The organism is Amycolatopsis sp. NPDC049868 (assembly GCF_044461365.1).
In the GTDB taxonomy this organism is placed as follows: Bacteria; Actinomycetota; Actinomycetes; order Mycobacteriales; family Pseudonocardiaceae; genus Amycolatopsis.
The window spans coordinates 204,578-220,207 of the sequence record NZ_JBITKV010000013.1 but is presented as its reverse complement, the minus strand read 5'-3'; the positions used below and the strand labels follow the sequence as shown (position 1 = coordinate 220,207).

The following is a 15,630-nucleotide window of genomic DNA, read 5'->3' as shown; positions in this document are numbered from 1 at the left end:
CACACTGAAATCGACACCGCGTTTGCTGGCGTACAGAGGAAAAGCGACAGCGAATCCGAGGTTGGTCTGATGCAGCTACGAACAGTCGCCATGGCGGCGAACGAGAAAGGCGTCACCGAACCCGGTCGGCCCCCCGAGCCGGCGTCCCCCTTGCAACCTGCGGTGCTGCAGGCCATCTCATCGATGCACGCGAGGTACTTCGACCCGATCACCTTGGGCGACCTGGCATCGGAAGTCTTCGTCAGCCCGTTCCACTTCTCGCGGATCTTCACCAAGGCGACCGGGGTCACCCCCGGCCGGTACCTCACCGCGATCCGGCTCTTCGAAGCGAAACGACTGCTGCTGACGACATCGCTGACGGTGTCGGACATCGTGTGCAGTGTCGGCTACAGCAGTGTCGGCACGTTCACCAGCCGCTTCACCCGCGCGGTCGGGATGACCCCGACCCAGTACCGCGACCCCGAGGTCGGTGAGCTGCTCGTGGCGCTGGCCCCGCATTTCCAGCGCCTCCCGACCCTGGAAGCGTTGCACAGCGCCGGAATGGGCAGCGCCACCATGCGCAGCGGCACCGGCACGATCAGCGTGCGGGTCGAGACCCCGCGCGGGGCGGGCCCGGCGAGTGTCCTCATCGGACTGTTCGCCGAGTCGATCCCGCAGTGCGGTCCCGTCGCCTTCGGCGGCAGGGCGAACGTCCTGTCCGCGGATATCGAGATCCAGAACGTCCCCGAGGGGCGGTGGACCGTCATCGGGGTGGCCGAGCACGCCGCCGGGACCGCGGCCTCCTCGTTCTCCGTCGGCACGCTGCCCGGGCGCGTCGACATCACCCGGTACGGCAGGGTCCACCTGCGGATGCCGATGCGCGCCCCGCGGCCCACCGACGCGCCGATGGCGATCACCCTCGCCGGTGGTCCGAGCTCCGCCGGGAACCGGATGACCATGCCCGCTCCCGAGTACCTCCGCGCGGTGGCCTGAGGCGAAGTTATTCCCGCGGTCTCCCGGTCTCGCAAACCGGGAGAACCGCGGCGCAACCGTGGAGTAGTCGCCTCGTCACCACGCATGTGAGCCTTTAAGCAATCCAGAATTCGAATCCACCCGTTAGGGGGAGAGTGCGTTGGGCAATGGTTGGCGCACGATCAGACGTCGCATGATCACGCCGGACGTCTCCGAGACGTCACTGGACAAGCGCGGTTTCCACAAGAAGAGCCCGGCCGCTCAAGAATTGCTGGAGACCGTCGGTGAGAAATTCCTGCTCGGCTACGCGCACGCGGTCGAAGCACGTTCCGTCGATCAGGCGGAAGAATGGCTTGAGCGTATTCCGGTGAAATACCGCGGCTTCGCGTACGAGGGCGCCGGAATGGGTTACGGAATGCTGGACGGGCTGCCGGGCGGCGGTCGCCGTCATATCGAGCGGTTCCTCGACGGCCCCGGCGAGAAGCACGACTACATCATCTACGTCGGCGTCGGCTGGGCGATGGCCCGCCTGCCGCGGTTCCGCTGGCCGTCCGCCGAGGACTTCGACCCGTTGCTGCGCTGGCTGGTGCTCGACGGCTACGGCTTCCACCAGGCCTACTTCAAGACGGCGAAGTACGTCGACGGGCAGTTCCAGGATCCGGACTTCTCCTGGCCGCCCGGAAACGACGGCTACGCGCTGCGGGCGATCGACCAGGGCATCGGGCGGGCCCTGTGGTTCATCTGCGGTACCGACGTCGACCTGGTCGCCGACACGGTCGCGCGCTTCCCGGAACAGCGGCACGGAGACCTCTACGCCGGCATCGGGCTCGCCTCGACCTACGCGTGCGGTGTCACCGGCGACGAACTGCTGAAGCTGGTCGAATTCGCCGGTGAGCACCGCGGGAACCTTGCCCAGGGCAGTGCATTCGCCGCCGAAGCCCGCGTCCGCGCCGGGCTGCTGATCCCCGAGACCGAGGTCGCCACGCAGGCGATCTGCGGGCTGCCGGCCGAGCGGGCCGCGGCCATCACCCAGGAGGTGCGCCCGGCGACCGTGGTCGACGGCGAACTCCCGGCATTCGAAACCTGGCGACAGCGCATCGCCGATGAGGTTCTCAACTCTGGAGGTGCAGGGAAATGACCGCGACCTTGGGCTGGCTCCGCAAGCAGCTTGCGGGCATCGTGGCGCTGTTGCTGATGGCGGGACTGTTCGTGGTGGCGCAGCTGCCCACCGTCTCGACCGCCGAGGCCGACACCATGGCATCGAAGTACGCGTTCGAACCGCTGACGATCGCCTTGCCGGAAGCGGCGAAGAGCCAGTCGATCCGGACGGTGAACAAGGAGTACGAGCACATCCGCGCCTGGATCTCCTCGGTCGGTGCCGCGATCGCGGTCAACGACCTCGACGGCGACCGGCTCGCGAACGACCTGTGCTTCGTGGACCCGCGCAGCGACCAGCTGGTGATCACCCCGACACCGGGCAAGGGCGGGGACCGTTACGCGCCGTTCGCGCTCGACGCGGCACCGCTGCCGATGGGCAAGTACATCGCGCCCATGGGCTGCGTTCCCGCGGACTACAACGAGGACGGCCGGGTCGACCTGCTGGCCTACTACTGGGGCCGCACCCCGATCCTGTTCCTCTCGAAGCCGGGCGCCACGAAGCTGGAGCCGAAGGCTTACGAGCCGGTGGAACTGGTGCCGGGCAACAACTCCAAGAACGGCGAGTACTCCGGTCCCTTGTGGAACACCAACGCCGCGTCGGTCGGTGACTTCGACGGCGACGGCCACCAGGACATCTTCATCGGCAACTACTTCCCCGACAGCGCGGTGCTGGACGACCGCGTCTCCGGCGGGGTCGAGATGAACAAGTCGATGTCGCACGCCGACAACAGTGGTGGCAAGTACATCCTGCGGTTCACCGGCGCCACGCACGGCGCGAAGCCGAACGCGACGTTCGCCCTCGACGACAAGGCCATCCCGGCCGACGCCCAGGGCGGCTGGTCGCTGGCGGCCAGCGCCACCGACGTCGACGGGGACAACCTGCCGGAGCTCTACATCGGCAACGACTTCGGCCACGACCGCCTGCTGTACAACAAGTCCCGCCCCGGTCACGTCGAATTCGCCGAGGTGAAGGGCATCCGCGGGCCCAACGAGCCGAAGTCCAAGGTGATCGGCAACGACTCCTTCAAGGGCATGGGCGTCGACTTCGCCGACCTCGACCACGACGGTCTCTACGACCTGTACGTCAGCAACATCACGACGTCCTGGGGTATCGAGGAAAGCCACTTCCAGTTCATGAACACCGCCAAGGACACCGCGGATCTGCGTGGCCGTCTGCAGGGCGGCGAGGCGCCGTGGGTGGACCGCAGCGCACAGGCGGGCACCGCGTGGTCCGGCTGGGGCTGGGACGTCAAGATCGCCGACTACAACAACAGCGGCGAATCGGTGATCACCCAGGCGACCGGTTTCGTCAAGGGCGACGTCAACCGCTGGCCGCAGCTGCAGGAACTGGCGACCTCCAACGACGAACTGCTGAAGCACCCGTACTTCTGGCCGAACATGGTCGCCGGTGACGACGTCGGTGGCGACCACACCCTGCACTTCTGGGCCAAGAGCTCCGACGGCCGCTACACCGACCTGGCCCCGCGCCTCGGTCTCGCGGTCCCGGTGCCCACCCGCGGTATCGCCACCGGCGACGCCGACGGCGACGGCAAGCTCGACTTCGCCGTGGCCCGCCAGTGGGAACAGCCGATCTTCTACCGCAACGTCAGCCCGGGCACCGGGTCCTACCTGAACCTGAAGCTGGTGCACGACAAGGCTTCGGCGGACGGCCCGCTCAAGGCGGCCGGTACCGCGGCGATCGGCGCGCAGGTCACCGTCGTCACCCCCGACGGCAAGAAGTACATGGACCGCGTCGACGGAGGCAGCGGCCACTCCGGCAAGCGCAGCCACGAGATCCAGATCGGGCTGGGCAAGGTCACCGGGCCGGTGAAGGTCTGCCTGCAGTGGCGCGACCTGACCGGGCAGATCCGCACGCAGGAAGTCCAGCTGACCCCGGGCGACCACACGTTCCAGCTCGGCGCTCAGGCTAAGGAGAAATGACCGTCATGGCTGAGCAGACACTCACGGCACCGAAGAGCAACAAGACGATCACGGCCCTTCGCCGGTTCGCGATCTCGATCACCATCTTCAACATCATCGGCTACACCGTGCTCGGTTTCGAGCAGCCCTACACCTATCCGTTCATCGCGCTGGCCACGGCGTACGCCACGGAAATCCTGCTGGAGATCATCGGGGCCCGCGTCCAGGGGCGGGACGTCCGCTTCCGGGGCAACGGTTTCAAGGGACTGGTGGAGTTCCTCTTCCCCGCGCATATCACCGGTCTCGCGCTGAACATGCTCACCTACGTCAACGACCAGGTGCTGGTCATGATGTTCGGCGTCGTGGTCGCCGTCGGCGCCAAGTGGGTCCTTCAGGCGCCGGTGCGCGGCAGGCTCCGCCACTACATGAACCCGTCGAACTTCGGCATCACGATCATCCTGCTGGTGTTCCCCTGGGCGAGTATCGCGCCGCCGTATCACTTCACCGAGCAGGTCGACTCGTGGGTCGGCTGGCTGATCGTCGGCATCATCATGGTGTCGGGCACCGTGCTCAACGCGATGCTGACCCAGCGCATGTGGCTGATCGGCGCCTGGCTGATCACCTTCGCGCTGCAGGCGATCATCCGTGGTCTGGTGTTCGACACCGCGATCCCCGGCGCGCTCGGGATGATGACCGGTGTGGCGTTCGTGCTCTACACGAACTACATGGTGACCGACCCGGGGACGACCCCGTCGAAGCCCGCGTCGCAGATCCTGTTCGGTTCGGGGGTGGCGCTGGCGTACGGGTTCTTCATGATCGTGCACGTGGCGTACGGCCTGTTCCTCGCCACCGCGCTGGTCTGCCTCATCCGCGGGATGTTCCTGTGGGGTCTGCACTTCTCGAAGAAGGCCACCGAGAAGTGGGAGGCCGAGCAGGCGAAGTCGGCCGAGCTCACGTCCCTGCCGAAGCCGGCCGGGAAGCCGGAGACGGAAACCGGGGCCGTGGCGGCATGACCCCCGGTGCGGAAAACAGCCGGGCGGCGCGTCTCGCGCCGCCCGGCCCGCCGCGCCGAGCGACCTTCGGTCTGCTGAAGAAGCTCTTCACCGACCGGCTGGCGCTCATGTCGGATTCGGCTCAGGCGCACGGGGACGTCGTCCGGATCGCGATCGGTCCGAAGACGATGTACCTGGTGAACCACCCCGAACTGGCGAAACACGTACTCGCGGACAACGCGGCCAACTACCACAAGGGAATCGGCCTCCAGGAGGCCAGGCGGGCGCTCGGCGACGGGCTGCTCACCAGCGACGGCGACGTCTGGAAGAAGCAGCGCCGGACCATCCAGCCGGTGTTCCAGCCCAAGCGGATCGCGCGGCAGGCCTCGGTCGTCGCGAACGAGGTCGAAGGGCTCGTGAAACGCTTGCGGGACACCGAAGGACCGGTGGAGATCCTGCACGAGATGACCGGGCTGACCCTCGGCGTGCTCGGCAAGACGCTGCTCGACGCGGATCTCGGCGGGTTCACCTCGCTGGGGCACTCGTTCGAGGCCGTGCAGGACCAGGCGATGTTCGAAGCGGTGACGCTGAGCATGGTCCCGCAATGGGCCCCGCTGAAGAAACAGCTGCGGTTCCGGGAATCGCGGGACGACCTGCGCTGTATCGCCGACGAACTCGTCGAGCAGCGGCTGGCGAACCCGGTCGAGAACGGCGAGGACGTGCTTTCGCGTCTCATCGCGACCGACGGGACCCGCGAGCAGATGCGGGACGAGCTGATCACGCTGCTGCTGGCCGGGCACGAGACGACGGCGAGCACGCTGGGCTGGGCGTTCCATCTGCTCGACGAACATCCGGAGATCGCGGCGAAACTGCGTGCCGAGGCCGATGCGGTGCTGGGCGACCAGCTGCCGACGCATGAAGATCTGCACCGGTTGCCGTATACGGCGAGGGTGGTCGAAGAGGTCATGCGGCTGTACCCGCCGGTGTGGCTGCTGCCGCGGGTGGCGCAGGCCGACGACGAGATCGGCGGCTATCACATCCCCGCCGGATCCGACGTCGTCGTCGTGCCCTTCACACTGCACCGGCATCCGGCGTTCTGGCCGGAGCCGGAGAAATTCGATCCGGACCGGTTCGACCCGGACCGGCCGAGCGGGCGGCCCCGCTACGCCTACATCCCGTTCGGCGCCGGGCCGCGGTTCTGCATCGGCAACAGCCTCGGCGTGATGGAGGCGGTTTTCGTGCTGACGATGGTCCTGCGCGACCTCGAACTCAGAAAGCTCCCGGGCTACGACGTGGTTCCCGAGGCGATGCTGTCGCTCCGGGTGCGCGGCGGGCTGCCGATGACCGTGCACACCAGGAACAGGAGGTAGGTTCCGTGGATTCGGACGAACAGGTCAAGGTGTCCACTTTGGAGGCCTACGCGGACACCATCGTGCCGGGGGAGAAGCGCTTCCCCGGCGATCACGCCATCGCCGGCGCTTCGCCGGGGCCGGGCGCGGTCGCCGCGGGCGCGCTCGAACTGCTGCACACCGAGGCGACCGGGGTGACCGTCGGCCTGCCTTATCTGGCGCAGTCCCTCAACGAGCACGCGAAGAGCTACGCCAAGGAGAACGACGTCACGCTGGACGAGTCGCTGCCGCCGTTCGTCGCACTGTCCTTCGCGGACAGGACGGCGCTCGTGCGATCGCTGACCGCGCCGGGACATCCGGAGAAGGACGGCTGGGTCAGTCTCGCCTTGTTCTGCAACATGTCCTTCGACAGCGCGGCGCACAAGCACACCGCCGAAGCCATCGCCGAGGGCCACCCCGGCCTGCTGGCGATGGGGTACACCGCGCCGGACGAAGACGGTCTGTGGCGGTTCCCCAGCTTCTCCTACCGCCGCGAGCTGGCCCGAGTCCACCCCGACACCACGCCTTCCGGGAGCCCCGCATGACCGCCTACGACAAGACCGACGTCGTCATCGTCGGCAGCGGATTCGGTGGCTCCATCCCCGCCTACCACTTGGCCGCGGGCGGGGCGAAGGTCACCGTGCTGGAACGCGGGCCGTGGCTGGAGACGAAGGAGTTCGAGCACGACTATCTGCTCGGCTCGTCCTACACCCGGGCGTTCGACTTCGTCGTCGGCGACGGGATGAGCGTGCTCGGCGGGAACTGCGTCGGCGGCGGCAGCGTGGTGTACTTCGCCGCGATGCCCCGCGCGCCGAAGTTCGTGTTCGAACGGCACGGCAGCATCGGCCGTCGGATGTGGCCTTCGGCGCTGACGCGCGACACCCTGGAGCCTTGGTACGACCGGGTTTCGGAGTCGCTTCCCGTGTCCACACAGGACTGGAACGACGTCTCGTACGCGGGCGGGCTGTGGGCGGCGTTCTGCGACCACTCCGGCCGGACCGCCAATCCCGCTCCGGTCGCGGTGGACAACGACCGCTGCGTGAACTGCAACTTCATGATGGCGGGGTGCCGGTTCGACGCGAAACGCTCGCTGCTGACCAACTACCTGCCCGCGGCGCTCGCGCACGGCGCGAAGATCCGGCCGCTGCACGAGGTGCAGCGGATCGAGCGGATCGACGACGGCGACTACCGCGTGCACTTCAACCTCGTGGACGACGAGGACTACCGTCTCCAGTCCGGGAGCGGGACGATCGACGCGAAGATCGTCATCATCGCCGCGGGTGCCGGCGCGACGCCGGTGATCCTGCAGCGTTCGGAGGCGGCGCTGGGCACCATGCCGCACGCGGTCGGCCGGTACTTCTCGGGTAACGGGGAGCGGCTCAACACCGCGATCATCAACGAGGAGCGCGTCCGCGAGGTGCTCGGGCTGTCCCGTGAGGACGGGAAGGTCTACGAGGCCAACCACATCGGCAAGGGCCCGACCGTGGCGAACTGGGACAAACTCGACGGTTCGCTGCCGGAGTACGAGCGGTACTCGCTGGAGCAGCTGTACTTCCCGCCCGGGCTCGGCACCATCCTCGCGCAGTCGCCGGATGGTGACGAACCGCGCTGGTTCGGGGTGGAGAAGAAGGAGATCCTCAAGAAGTGGGCCTCCTGGCTGACCATCTTCCTGATGACCGAGGACGACAACGAGGGCGTCTTCGGCGCGCCGCCGCCCACCGGCAACGCCTACCGCATCTCGCAGCAGATGCTCGGCCGCGGCCCGCTGAAGTACGACCCGACGCCGAACACCCGGCACGGCTGGGCGCTGGCCGACGCGGAGTGCAAGGAGATCCTCGAGAAGGACGGCCTGGCGAAGGTGGCGCCGTGGACCAACGACGTCGTCGGCGCGTACACCGTGCACCCGCTGGCGTCGTGCCGGATCGGTGACGACCCGGCGACCTCGGCGCTGCACCCGAACCACGAACTCCGCGACCACCCCGGGATCTTCGTGACCGACAGCGCTTCCGTGCCGGGCGCGCTGACGGTGAACCCGGCGATGACGATCGCGGCACTGGCCGAACGTTCGGTGCCGGGGATCGTGCGGGCGCTGCAGGCGCGCGGTGTCGACGTCACCTACGGCGCGCCGGCCCCGGACGGCTCCATCACCGGGCGGCGGGCGGTCAGCAAGCTGTCGCTGGTGGCCGGGAGCTGAGCGTGGCACCCGTGCTGGTGAGGCTCGCGCTGCGGCGCGCGGTGCGCGAAGTCCGGTATGTCCGGCCGGTTCCCTTCGGCCGGGCGACCGGGCTCGTGCGCGACGTCTACGGCCGGCTGGAACGCGATTTCGGGATGCTGGCCCCGCCGGTCGCGGTGCATTCGCCGTCACCGGCGGTCCTCGCGGCGAGCTGGGTGATGCTGCGGGAATCGCTGGTGGCGGCGGGGGAGACGAGCCGGGCGGACCGGGAGATCGTCGCGACGCTGGTGTCGCGAGGGAACTCGTGTCCGTACTGTGTCGAGGTCCATGGGATGGCGCTGGACTCGCTCGGGCGCTCTTCGGAGGCCGCGGCGATCGCCGAGGGCCGTCCCGTGGCGGATCCTCTCGCGGCGCCTTTGCCGCCCGGCGCCCGGGCGGAGCTGACGGCGGTCGCGTTCACGTTCCACTACCTGAACCGGGTGGTGAGCGTGTTCCTCGGACCTTCACCGCTGCCGTCGTCCGTGCCGGATTCGGCGCGCGCGAAGGCGAAGGCCGTCTTAAGGCGGTTCCTCCGGCCGGTGACGGGGGCTTCGCCGGGCGAGTCGTTGGACCTGTTGCCGGTGGGCTCCCAGGATTTCGGCTGGGCCGCGGGCAATCCGGTCGTCGAGGACGCGTTTTCCCGTGCCGCGTCGGCGTTCGGCGCATTGACGGTGCCTTCGGTCGTGCGGGACGTCGTGGAGCGAGAACTGTCCACTTGGGACGGTAAGCCTCCTGGGCTGAGCCGTTCCTGGGTGGACGCCTTCGACGATCCCGCGGTCCGCTTGGCCTTGGTCGTGGCCAAGGCGCCCTACCAGGTCGACGAGGCCTTGGTGATGGCGGCGCACCGGGGTGACCGGGAGCTGGTCGAACTGGTGGCGTGGGCGAGTTTCGCCGCCGCCACTCGGTGCGTCTCGCTCTCAAGCGTGCGGGGCTATTGACGGCAAGGTGACGCGAAAGCCACTTTCGAGACATCTGGTGTCCCGAAAGTGGCTTTCGCGACATCGTGCTGGTCTCACCCGGCCGGATGACCGATCCCGGTCAACAACTTGAGAGAAGACTCCGCGTCGGCCCCCGGTTCATGCTTGACCGGACTGCGCGAACGGACGGCGGCCGCGTATCTGGGGACAGAGCCGGCGCCGGGACCGGATTCCGTGACTTGAGTGGTTGAGAGCTAGGGGAGTGCGGTGGCATGAGCGTTGAGCGGATTTCGATTGTCGGTATCGGTCTCCGATACCCGGACGCCGGTTCCCCGGAAGAGCTGTGGGAGAACGTCCTCGCCGGCCGCCGGGCGTTCCGGAGGCTGCCCGACGAGCGGATGAACCGCGAGGACTACTACTCGCCCGACCCCAAGGCGCCGGACCGTTTCTACGCCCAGAAGGCCGCGGTCCTCCGCGACTACGAATTCGACCGGATCAAGTACAAGGTCGCGGGCAGCACGTTCCGCTCGACCGACACCACGCATTGGCTGGCCCTCGACGTCGCCGCGCAGGCGCTGGCGGACGCGGGCTTCCCCGAGGGCGAGGGGCTGCCGAGGCCCGCCACCGGCGTGGTCATCGGCAACAGCCTCACCGGCGAGTTCTCGCGGGCCAACATCATGCGGCTGCGCTGGCCGTACGTGCGCCGCACGGTCGCGGCCGCGCTCGCCGAGCGCGGCTGGGCCGACGGCGACACCGCCGAGTTCCTCCACGATCTCGAGGCGCAGTACAAGGCCCCCTTCCCGGAGATCGACGAGGACACTCTCGCGGGCGGGCTGGCGAACACGATCGCCGGCCGGGTCTGCAACTTCTTCGATTTCGGCGGCGGCGGGTTCACTGTGGACGGTGCCTGCTCGTCGTCGCTGCTTTCCGTGGTCACGGCGGCGAACGCGCTTTCGGAGGGCGACCTCGACGTCGCCATCGCGGGTGGTGTCGACTTGTCGATCGACCCGTTCGAGGTGATCGGTTTCGCCAAGACCGGCGCGCTCGCCAAACGCGAGATGAAGGTCTACGACGCCGATTCCAACGGGTTCTGGCCCGGCGAGGGGTCCGGCATGCTCGTGCTGATGCGCGAGGAGGACGCGATCGCGCAGGGCAAGCGGATCTACGCCAACATCGGCGGCTGGGGGGTCTCGTCCGACGGCAAGGGCGGCATCACCCGCCCCGAGGCGTCGGGTCACCGCCTCGCGCTCAAGCGGGCGTATGACAAGGCGGGTTACGGCGTCGAAACCGTTTCCTACTTCGAGGGCCACGGCACCGGGACCGCGCTGGGCGACGCCACCGAGATCGAGGCGCTCTCCACCGCCCGCCGGGACGCCGATCCGCTCGCCGAGCGGGCCGCGCTGAGCACGATCAAGGGCAATATCGGCCACACCAAGGCCGCGGCCGGGGTCGCCGGGCTGATCAAGGCGACCTTGGCGGTCTACCACCAGGTCATCCCGCCCGCGACCGGCCACTTCGAACCGCACGAGTCGCTGGTCGGCGACTCCGCGCGGATGTACGTGCCCGCCGAGGCCGGGCTGTGGCCCTCGGACCAGCCGGTCCGCGCCGGTGTCTCCGCGATGGGGTTCGGCGGCATCAACTCGCACGTCACCGTCACCGAAGCCCCGGGCGCGGCCCGGCGCAAGGAACTCGACGAGCGGACCAGGTCGCTGGTCGCCGGACGGCAGGACAGCGAACTGCTGCTCCTCGACGCCGACGACGCCGCTTCGCTGCGCGGCCGGGTGACCGGTCTGCTGGAGATCGTGCCGAAGCTCTCGTTCGCGGAGCTCGCGGACCTCGCGGGCACGCTTTCGGCGGAACTGTCCGGGAAACCGGTCCGTGCGGCGATCGTCGCGGCCGGCCCCGACGACGCCGAGCGCAAACTGGCCAAACTCCTCGACCTTCTCGGTGAAGGGGAGCCGGAAGTCTTCTCCGCCAAGGAAGGCATCTTCGCCGGCTCCCGTTCCCAGTCCCCGAAGATCGGCTTCCTGTTCCCCGGCCAGGGTTCCGGGCAGGGCAGGGCCGGCGCGGTGCGCAAACGTTTCGCACACGCCGACGACATCTACCGCGCCGCGAATCTGTCCACCGGCGCCGACCAGGTCGCCACCGACGTCGCGCAGCCGCGCATCGTCACGGGTTCGCTCGCTGGGCTGCGTGTCCTGAAGAGCCTCGGTATCGAGGCGGGCACGGTCGCGGGCCACAGCCTCGGCGAGCTCACCGCCCTGCACTGGGGTGGCGCGCTCACCGAACGCGAAGTCCTCAAGCTGGCCAAGATCCGCGGCAAGGTGATGGCGACCGCCAGCGACGGAGACGGTGCCATGGCGGCGATCGCGGCCACGCCGAGTGTCGCCGAGGGGCTCGCCGAGGGCGAAGAGGTCGTCATCGCGGGCTACAACGCGCCCGAGCAGACCGTCCTTTCCGGACCGGCGGAGGCGATCGACCGCGTGGTCGCCCGTGCCCGCGCGGAAGGGGTCACCGCCGCGCGCATCAACGTCTCGCACGCCTTCCACTCGCCCGCGGTCGTCCCGGCCGCCGAGGCGATGACCGAGGAACTCGCCGCGTTCGACTTCGCGCGGCTCGACCGGCCGGTCGTCTCCACGGTGACCGGTGACGTCCTGCACGCCGCCGAAGACCTGCGCGATCTGCTGCGCGACCAGGTGGTCCTGCCGGTCCGCTTCCGTGAGGCGGCCGCGAAGGTCGCCGAGCGCAGCGACCTGGTGATCGAGGTCGGCCCCGGCCGGGTGCTCACCGGTCTGTTCGGCACGATCGCGCCCGGCACCCCGGCGCTTTCGATCGACACCGACAGCCTGACCCTCGCGCCGGTGCTGAAGGTCGCCGGCGCCGCGTTCGCCTTCGGTGCGCGGCTGGAGACCTCCGCGCTGTTCGACGGCCGCGTCGTGCGGGCCCTGCCCGCGGACGGCGAGTTCTCCTTCCTCGCCAGCCCGTGCGAGGCCGCGCCGTCCATCGGCGCCGTCCTGACCCGCGACCGGGTCGCCGAGCCCACCGAGGCAGCCGCCGGAACGGCTTCGGAAAGCGGCGGCAGCAGCACCCTCGACCTCCTGCGCAAGCTCGCGTCCGAACGGGTCGAGCTGCCGCTCGAAGCGGTCACCGCCGACACGCATCCCCTCGATGATCTGCACCTTTCGTCGATCACCGTCGGCCAGCTGGTCAACGACGTGACCCGGGCGCTCGGCCGTCCGGCGCTGGAGGGCATGCCGAACTTCGCGACCGTGTGTCTCGGCGAACTCGCCGAGATGATCGACGAACTCGCGCAGACCGCCAAACCCGCCGACACCAACCAGGCCGAGGTCGCCGGGGTCGGACCGTGGGTCCGGCCGTTCGCGGTCGAGTACGTCGTCGCGCCGAAGCCGTCGCCCGATCTCGCCACGGGTATCTCCACCGCGGAGTGGACGGCGTTCGCCCCGGCCGGTCATCCGCTGGCGGAGCCGCTGCGCGCGGCATTGGCCACGGCGGGCGTCGGCGACGGTGTCCTCCTCTGCCTGAACGCGGACAGCGGTTCCGGCGACGTCGGCCTGTTCCTGGACGCGGGCCGCGCGGTGCTGGCCGCGCCCAACGGCACTCGGTTCGTCGTGGTGCAGCACGGCCTCGGTGCCTCTGGTCTGGCCAAGACGCTCCGGCTGGAGGACCCGTCGGCCCGCACCACGATCGTCGACCTCGCCGACCTCGATCCGGTCGATCCCGAAGCCCTCGACGCCGCGGTGTCCACTGTGGTCACCGAGGTGGCGGCGACGACCGACTTCAGTGAGGTCCGTTACGACACCGCCGGGATCCGCACGGTGCCGAAGCTCGCCGCACTGGCCCCGGCCGAGGCCGAAGGCACCCCGCTCGGCACCGGCGACGTCCTGCTCGTCACGGGTGGCGGCAAGGGCATCACCGCCGAGAGCGCGTTGGCGCTGGCCAAGGATTCCGGTGCGAAGCTGGCACTGCTCGGCCGGAGCGACCCGGCCGACGACGCCGAACTTTCGGAGAACCTCGGCCGCATGGCGGCGGCGGGTATCACCTACCGCTACGAACGTGCCGACGTCACCGACGGACGGCAGGTGGCCGACGCGATCGGCCGGGTGCAGGCCGAGTTCGGCCCGGTCACCGCGGTACTGCACGGCGCGGGCCGCAACGAGCCCGCCGCGCTGTTCTCCTTGACCGAGGAGAGCTTCCGCAAGACGCTGGCCCCGAAGATCGGCGGTCTCAACGCCGTCCTCGACGCCGTCGACAAGGACAAGATCAAGCTGCTGGTGACCTTCGGCAGCATCATCGGCCGGGCGGGTCTGCGCGGCGAGGCACACTACGCCACGGCCAACGACTGGATGACCGAACTGACCGTGCGGTTCGGCCAGGAACACCCGCAGGCCAGGGCGATCGCGCTCGAATGGTCGGTCTGGTCCGGGACGGGGATGGGCGAAAAGCTCGGTGTGGTCAGCGCTTTGATGCGCGACGGCATCACCCCCATCCCGACCGAGGAGGGCATCGAGATCCTCCGTCAGGTCGTCGGCGATCCGGCCGCCCCGTCGGTACTGGTCGTCTGCGGCCGGACCGCCGGGCTGGCCACCCTGCCGGTGGAAAAGCGCGAACTGCCGCTGACCCGTTTCGTCGACCGCGCCGTCGTGCACTATCCGGGGGTCGAGCTGATCACCGAGGCCGACCTGTCCGCGGGCAGCGACCCGTATCTGGCCGACCACCTGCTCGACGGTCAGCTGCTGTTCCCGGCGGTGATCGGCATGGAGGCGATGACCCAGGTCGCCAAGGCCGCGCTGGCCGCGGAAACCCTGCCGGCGCCGGTGTTCTCCGACGTCGAGTTCCTGCGCCCGATCATCGTCTCGCCGGGCGGGTCGACCACGATCCGGCTCGCCGCGCTGGCCAGGGACGCCGAAACGGTGGACGTGGTGCTGCGCAGCGGGGAGACCGGCTTCAGCGCCGACCACTTCCGGGCCCGGCTGCGGTTCTCTCGGCCGGATCCGCTCGGCGACACCGTCGCCCGCGACGTCGCGCTGCCGCCGGTCCCGGTCGACCCGACGACCGAGCTCTACGGCACGGTCCTGTTCCAGGGCAAGCGATTCCAGCGGGTCACCGGATACCGGCGGGCCAGCGCGCGGCACGCGGTCGCGGAGATCGCGACCGGCGCCGAGGTCGACTGGTTCGCGCCGTTCCTCCCGCAGGAGCAGCTCCTGGCCGACCCGGGCACCCGCGACGCGATGATGCACGCGATCCAGTGCTGTGTCCCGGACGCGACCCTGCTGCCGCAAGGGATCGAACGGCTGTACCTCGCCGAACCCGGCGAGCAGCACCCGGAGTACGTGCTCCTCGACGCACGCGAGCGTTCGCAGGACGGCGACAGCTATGTCTACGACCTCGACGTCCGCAACCCCGACGGGAAACTGGTCGAGCGGTGGGAAGGGCTGAAGCTGCGCGCGGTGCGCAAACGCGACGGCGAGGGGCCTTGGGTCCCGTCGATGCTCGGGTCCTATTTGGAGCGTTCCGTCGAACGGCTGCTCGGCTCGTCCCGCGCGGTCGTCGTCGAACCGGATCCGGTGGGCGTTTCGGTGGAGACCACACCGGAGCGGCGGGCGCAGACGGCACTGGCCGCCGGCCGCGCGGTCGACGCGCCGCTCGAGATCCGCTACCGCCCGGACGGGAAACCGGAGGCCGACGGGGTCGAGGTGAGCGCGTCGCACAGCGCCGGCCTCACCCTGGCGATCGCGGGCGGCGGCCGGATCGCGTGCGACGTCGAAACGGCGATCGAACGGACGCAGGAGGATTGGGCGGGCTTGCTCGGCGAGGATCTGCTCGCGGTGGGCGAGCTGCTGGCCGCGGACGCCCGCGAGCCGCTTTCGGTGGCGCACACGAGGGTCTGGAGCGCGCTGGAATGCGTGCGCAAGACCGGGGACATGACACAGGCGCTCACCGTGCACCGGGTCGACCCGGACGGCTGGGCGGTGCTTTCCCACGGCGGTGCCCGTATCGCCACCTGGGTGACGACCGTCAACGACCGGACCGATCCCGTCGTCTTCGCGGTGCTCCAGGGAGAGGAGAGCTGA

At 69.3% G+C, this 15,630-nt stretch carries 9 protein-coding genes; all 9 read left to right on the top strand.

What is annotated here, in order from left to right; genetic code table 11:
* Nucleotides 1-69 precede the first annotated feature (69 nt).
* The 9 genes from ACIBTM_RS38010 to ACIBTM_RS37970 all read left to right on the top strand — a co-directional run bounded on the left by ACIBTM_RS38010 (nucleotide 70) and on the right by ACIBTM_RS37970 (nucleotide 15,630).
* The gene (locus ACIBTM_RS38010; protein ID WP_378373373.1) at nucleotides 70-972 is read left to right on the top strand and encodes a helix-turn-helix transcriptional regulator; all 903 of its coding nucleotides are present in this window, start codon (nucleotides 70-72) and stop codon (nucleotides 970-972) included.
* 160 nt (nucleotides 973-1,132) lie between these two features.
* Nucleotides 1,133-2,089 (top strand): DUF1702 family protein, encoded by a 957-nt coding sequence (locus ACIBTM_RS38005; protein WP_395882008.1) that lies wholly within the window; start codon nucleotides 1,133-1,135, stop codon nucleotides 2,087-2,089.
* Nucleotides 2,086-4,050: a CRTAC1 family protein gene (locus ACIBTM_RS38000; protein ID WP_395881986.1), complete on the top strand. Its 1,965-nt coding sequence runs from the start codon at nucleotides 2,086-2,088 to the stop codon at nucleotides 4,048-4,050. The genes ACIBTM_RS38005 and ACIBTM_RS38000 overlap by 4 nt, the downstream gene beginning before the upstream one ends.
* Complete coding sequence (locus ACIBTM_RS37995) at nucleotides 4,047-5,042, top strand: enediyne biosynthesis protein (protein ID WP_395881985.1); 996 nt, start codon at nucleotides 4,047-4,049, stop codon at nucleotides 5,040-5,042. Before ACIBTM_RS38000 ends, ACIBTM_RS37995 begins: the two co-directional genes overlap by 4 nt.
* Nucleotides 5,039-6,391, top strand: a complete 1,353-nt coding sequence (locus tag ACIBTM_RS37990) for a cytochrome P450 (protein WP_395881984.1) — start codon at nucleotides 5,039-5,041, stop codon at nucleotides 6,389-6,391. The genes ACIBTM_RS37995 and ACIBTM_RS37990 overlap by 4 nt, the downstream gene beginning before the upstream one ends.
* Nucleotides 6,392-6,396: 5 nt before the next feature.
* Nucleotides 6,397-6,954, top strand: coding sequence for a DUF5987 family protein (locus ACIBTM_RS37985; RefSeq protein ID WP_395881983.1), 558 nt, complete (start codon nucleotides 6,397-6,399; stop codon nucleotides 6,952-6,954).
* On the top strand, nucleotides 6,951-8,603 hold the full coding sequence (locus tag ACIBTM_RS37980; protein ID WP_395881982.1) for a GMC family oxidoreductase N-terminal domain-containing protein: 1,653 nt from the start codon (nucleotides 6,951-6,953) through the stop codon (nucleotides 8,601-8,603). Before ACIBTM_RS37985 ends, ACIBTM_RS37980 begins: the two co-directional genes overlap by 4 nt.
* A 2-nt stretch (nucleotides 8,604-8,605) precedes the next feature.
* Nucleotides 8,606-9,559: a carboxymuconolactone decarboxylase family protein gene (locus ACIBTM_RS37975; protein ID WP_395881981.1), complete on the top strand. Its 954-nt coding sequence runs from the start codon at nucleotides 8,606-8,608 to the stop codon at nucleotides 9,557-9,559.
* A gap of 251 nt (nucleotides 9,560-9,810) precedes the next feature.
* The gene (locus ACIBTM_RS37970; protein WP_395881980.1) at nucleotides 9,811-15,630 is read left to right on the top strand and encodes an SDR family NAD(P)-dependent oxidoreductase; all 5,820 of its coding nucleotides are present in this window, start codon (nucleotides 9,811-9,813) and stop codon (nucleotides 15,628-15,630) included.

Excerpts from the sequence above, each read along its gene's own strand:
- ACIBTM_RS37990 (WP_395881984.1), top strand. The coding sequence starts at position 5,039 with ATGACCCCCGGTGCGGAAAACAGCCGGGCGGCGCGTCTCGCGCCGCCC.
- ACIBTM_RS37980 (WP_395881982.1), top strand. The coding sequence starts at position 6,951 with ATGACCGCCTACGACAAGACCGACGTCGTCATCGTCGGCAGCGGATTC.
- ACIBTM_RS38010 (WP_378373373.1), top strand. The coding sequence starts at position 70 with ATGCAGCTACGAACAGTCGCCATGGCGGCGAACGAGAAAGGCGTCACC.
- ACIBTM_RS37970 (WP_395881980.1), top strand. The coding sequence starts at position 9,811 with ATGAGCGTTGAGCGGATTTCGATTGTCGGTATCGGTCTCCGATACCCG.
- ACIBTM_RS38000 (WP_395881986.1), top strand. The coding sequence starts at position 2,086 with ATGACCGCGACCTTGGGCTGGCTCCGCAAGCAGCTTGCGGGCATCGTG.
- ACIBTM_RS37995 (WP_395881985.1), top strand. The coding sequence starts at position 4,047 with ATGACCGTCATGGCTGAGCAGACACTCACGGCACCGAAGAGCAACAAG.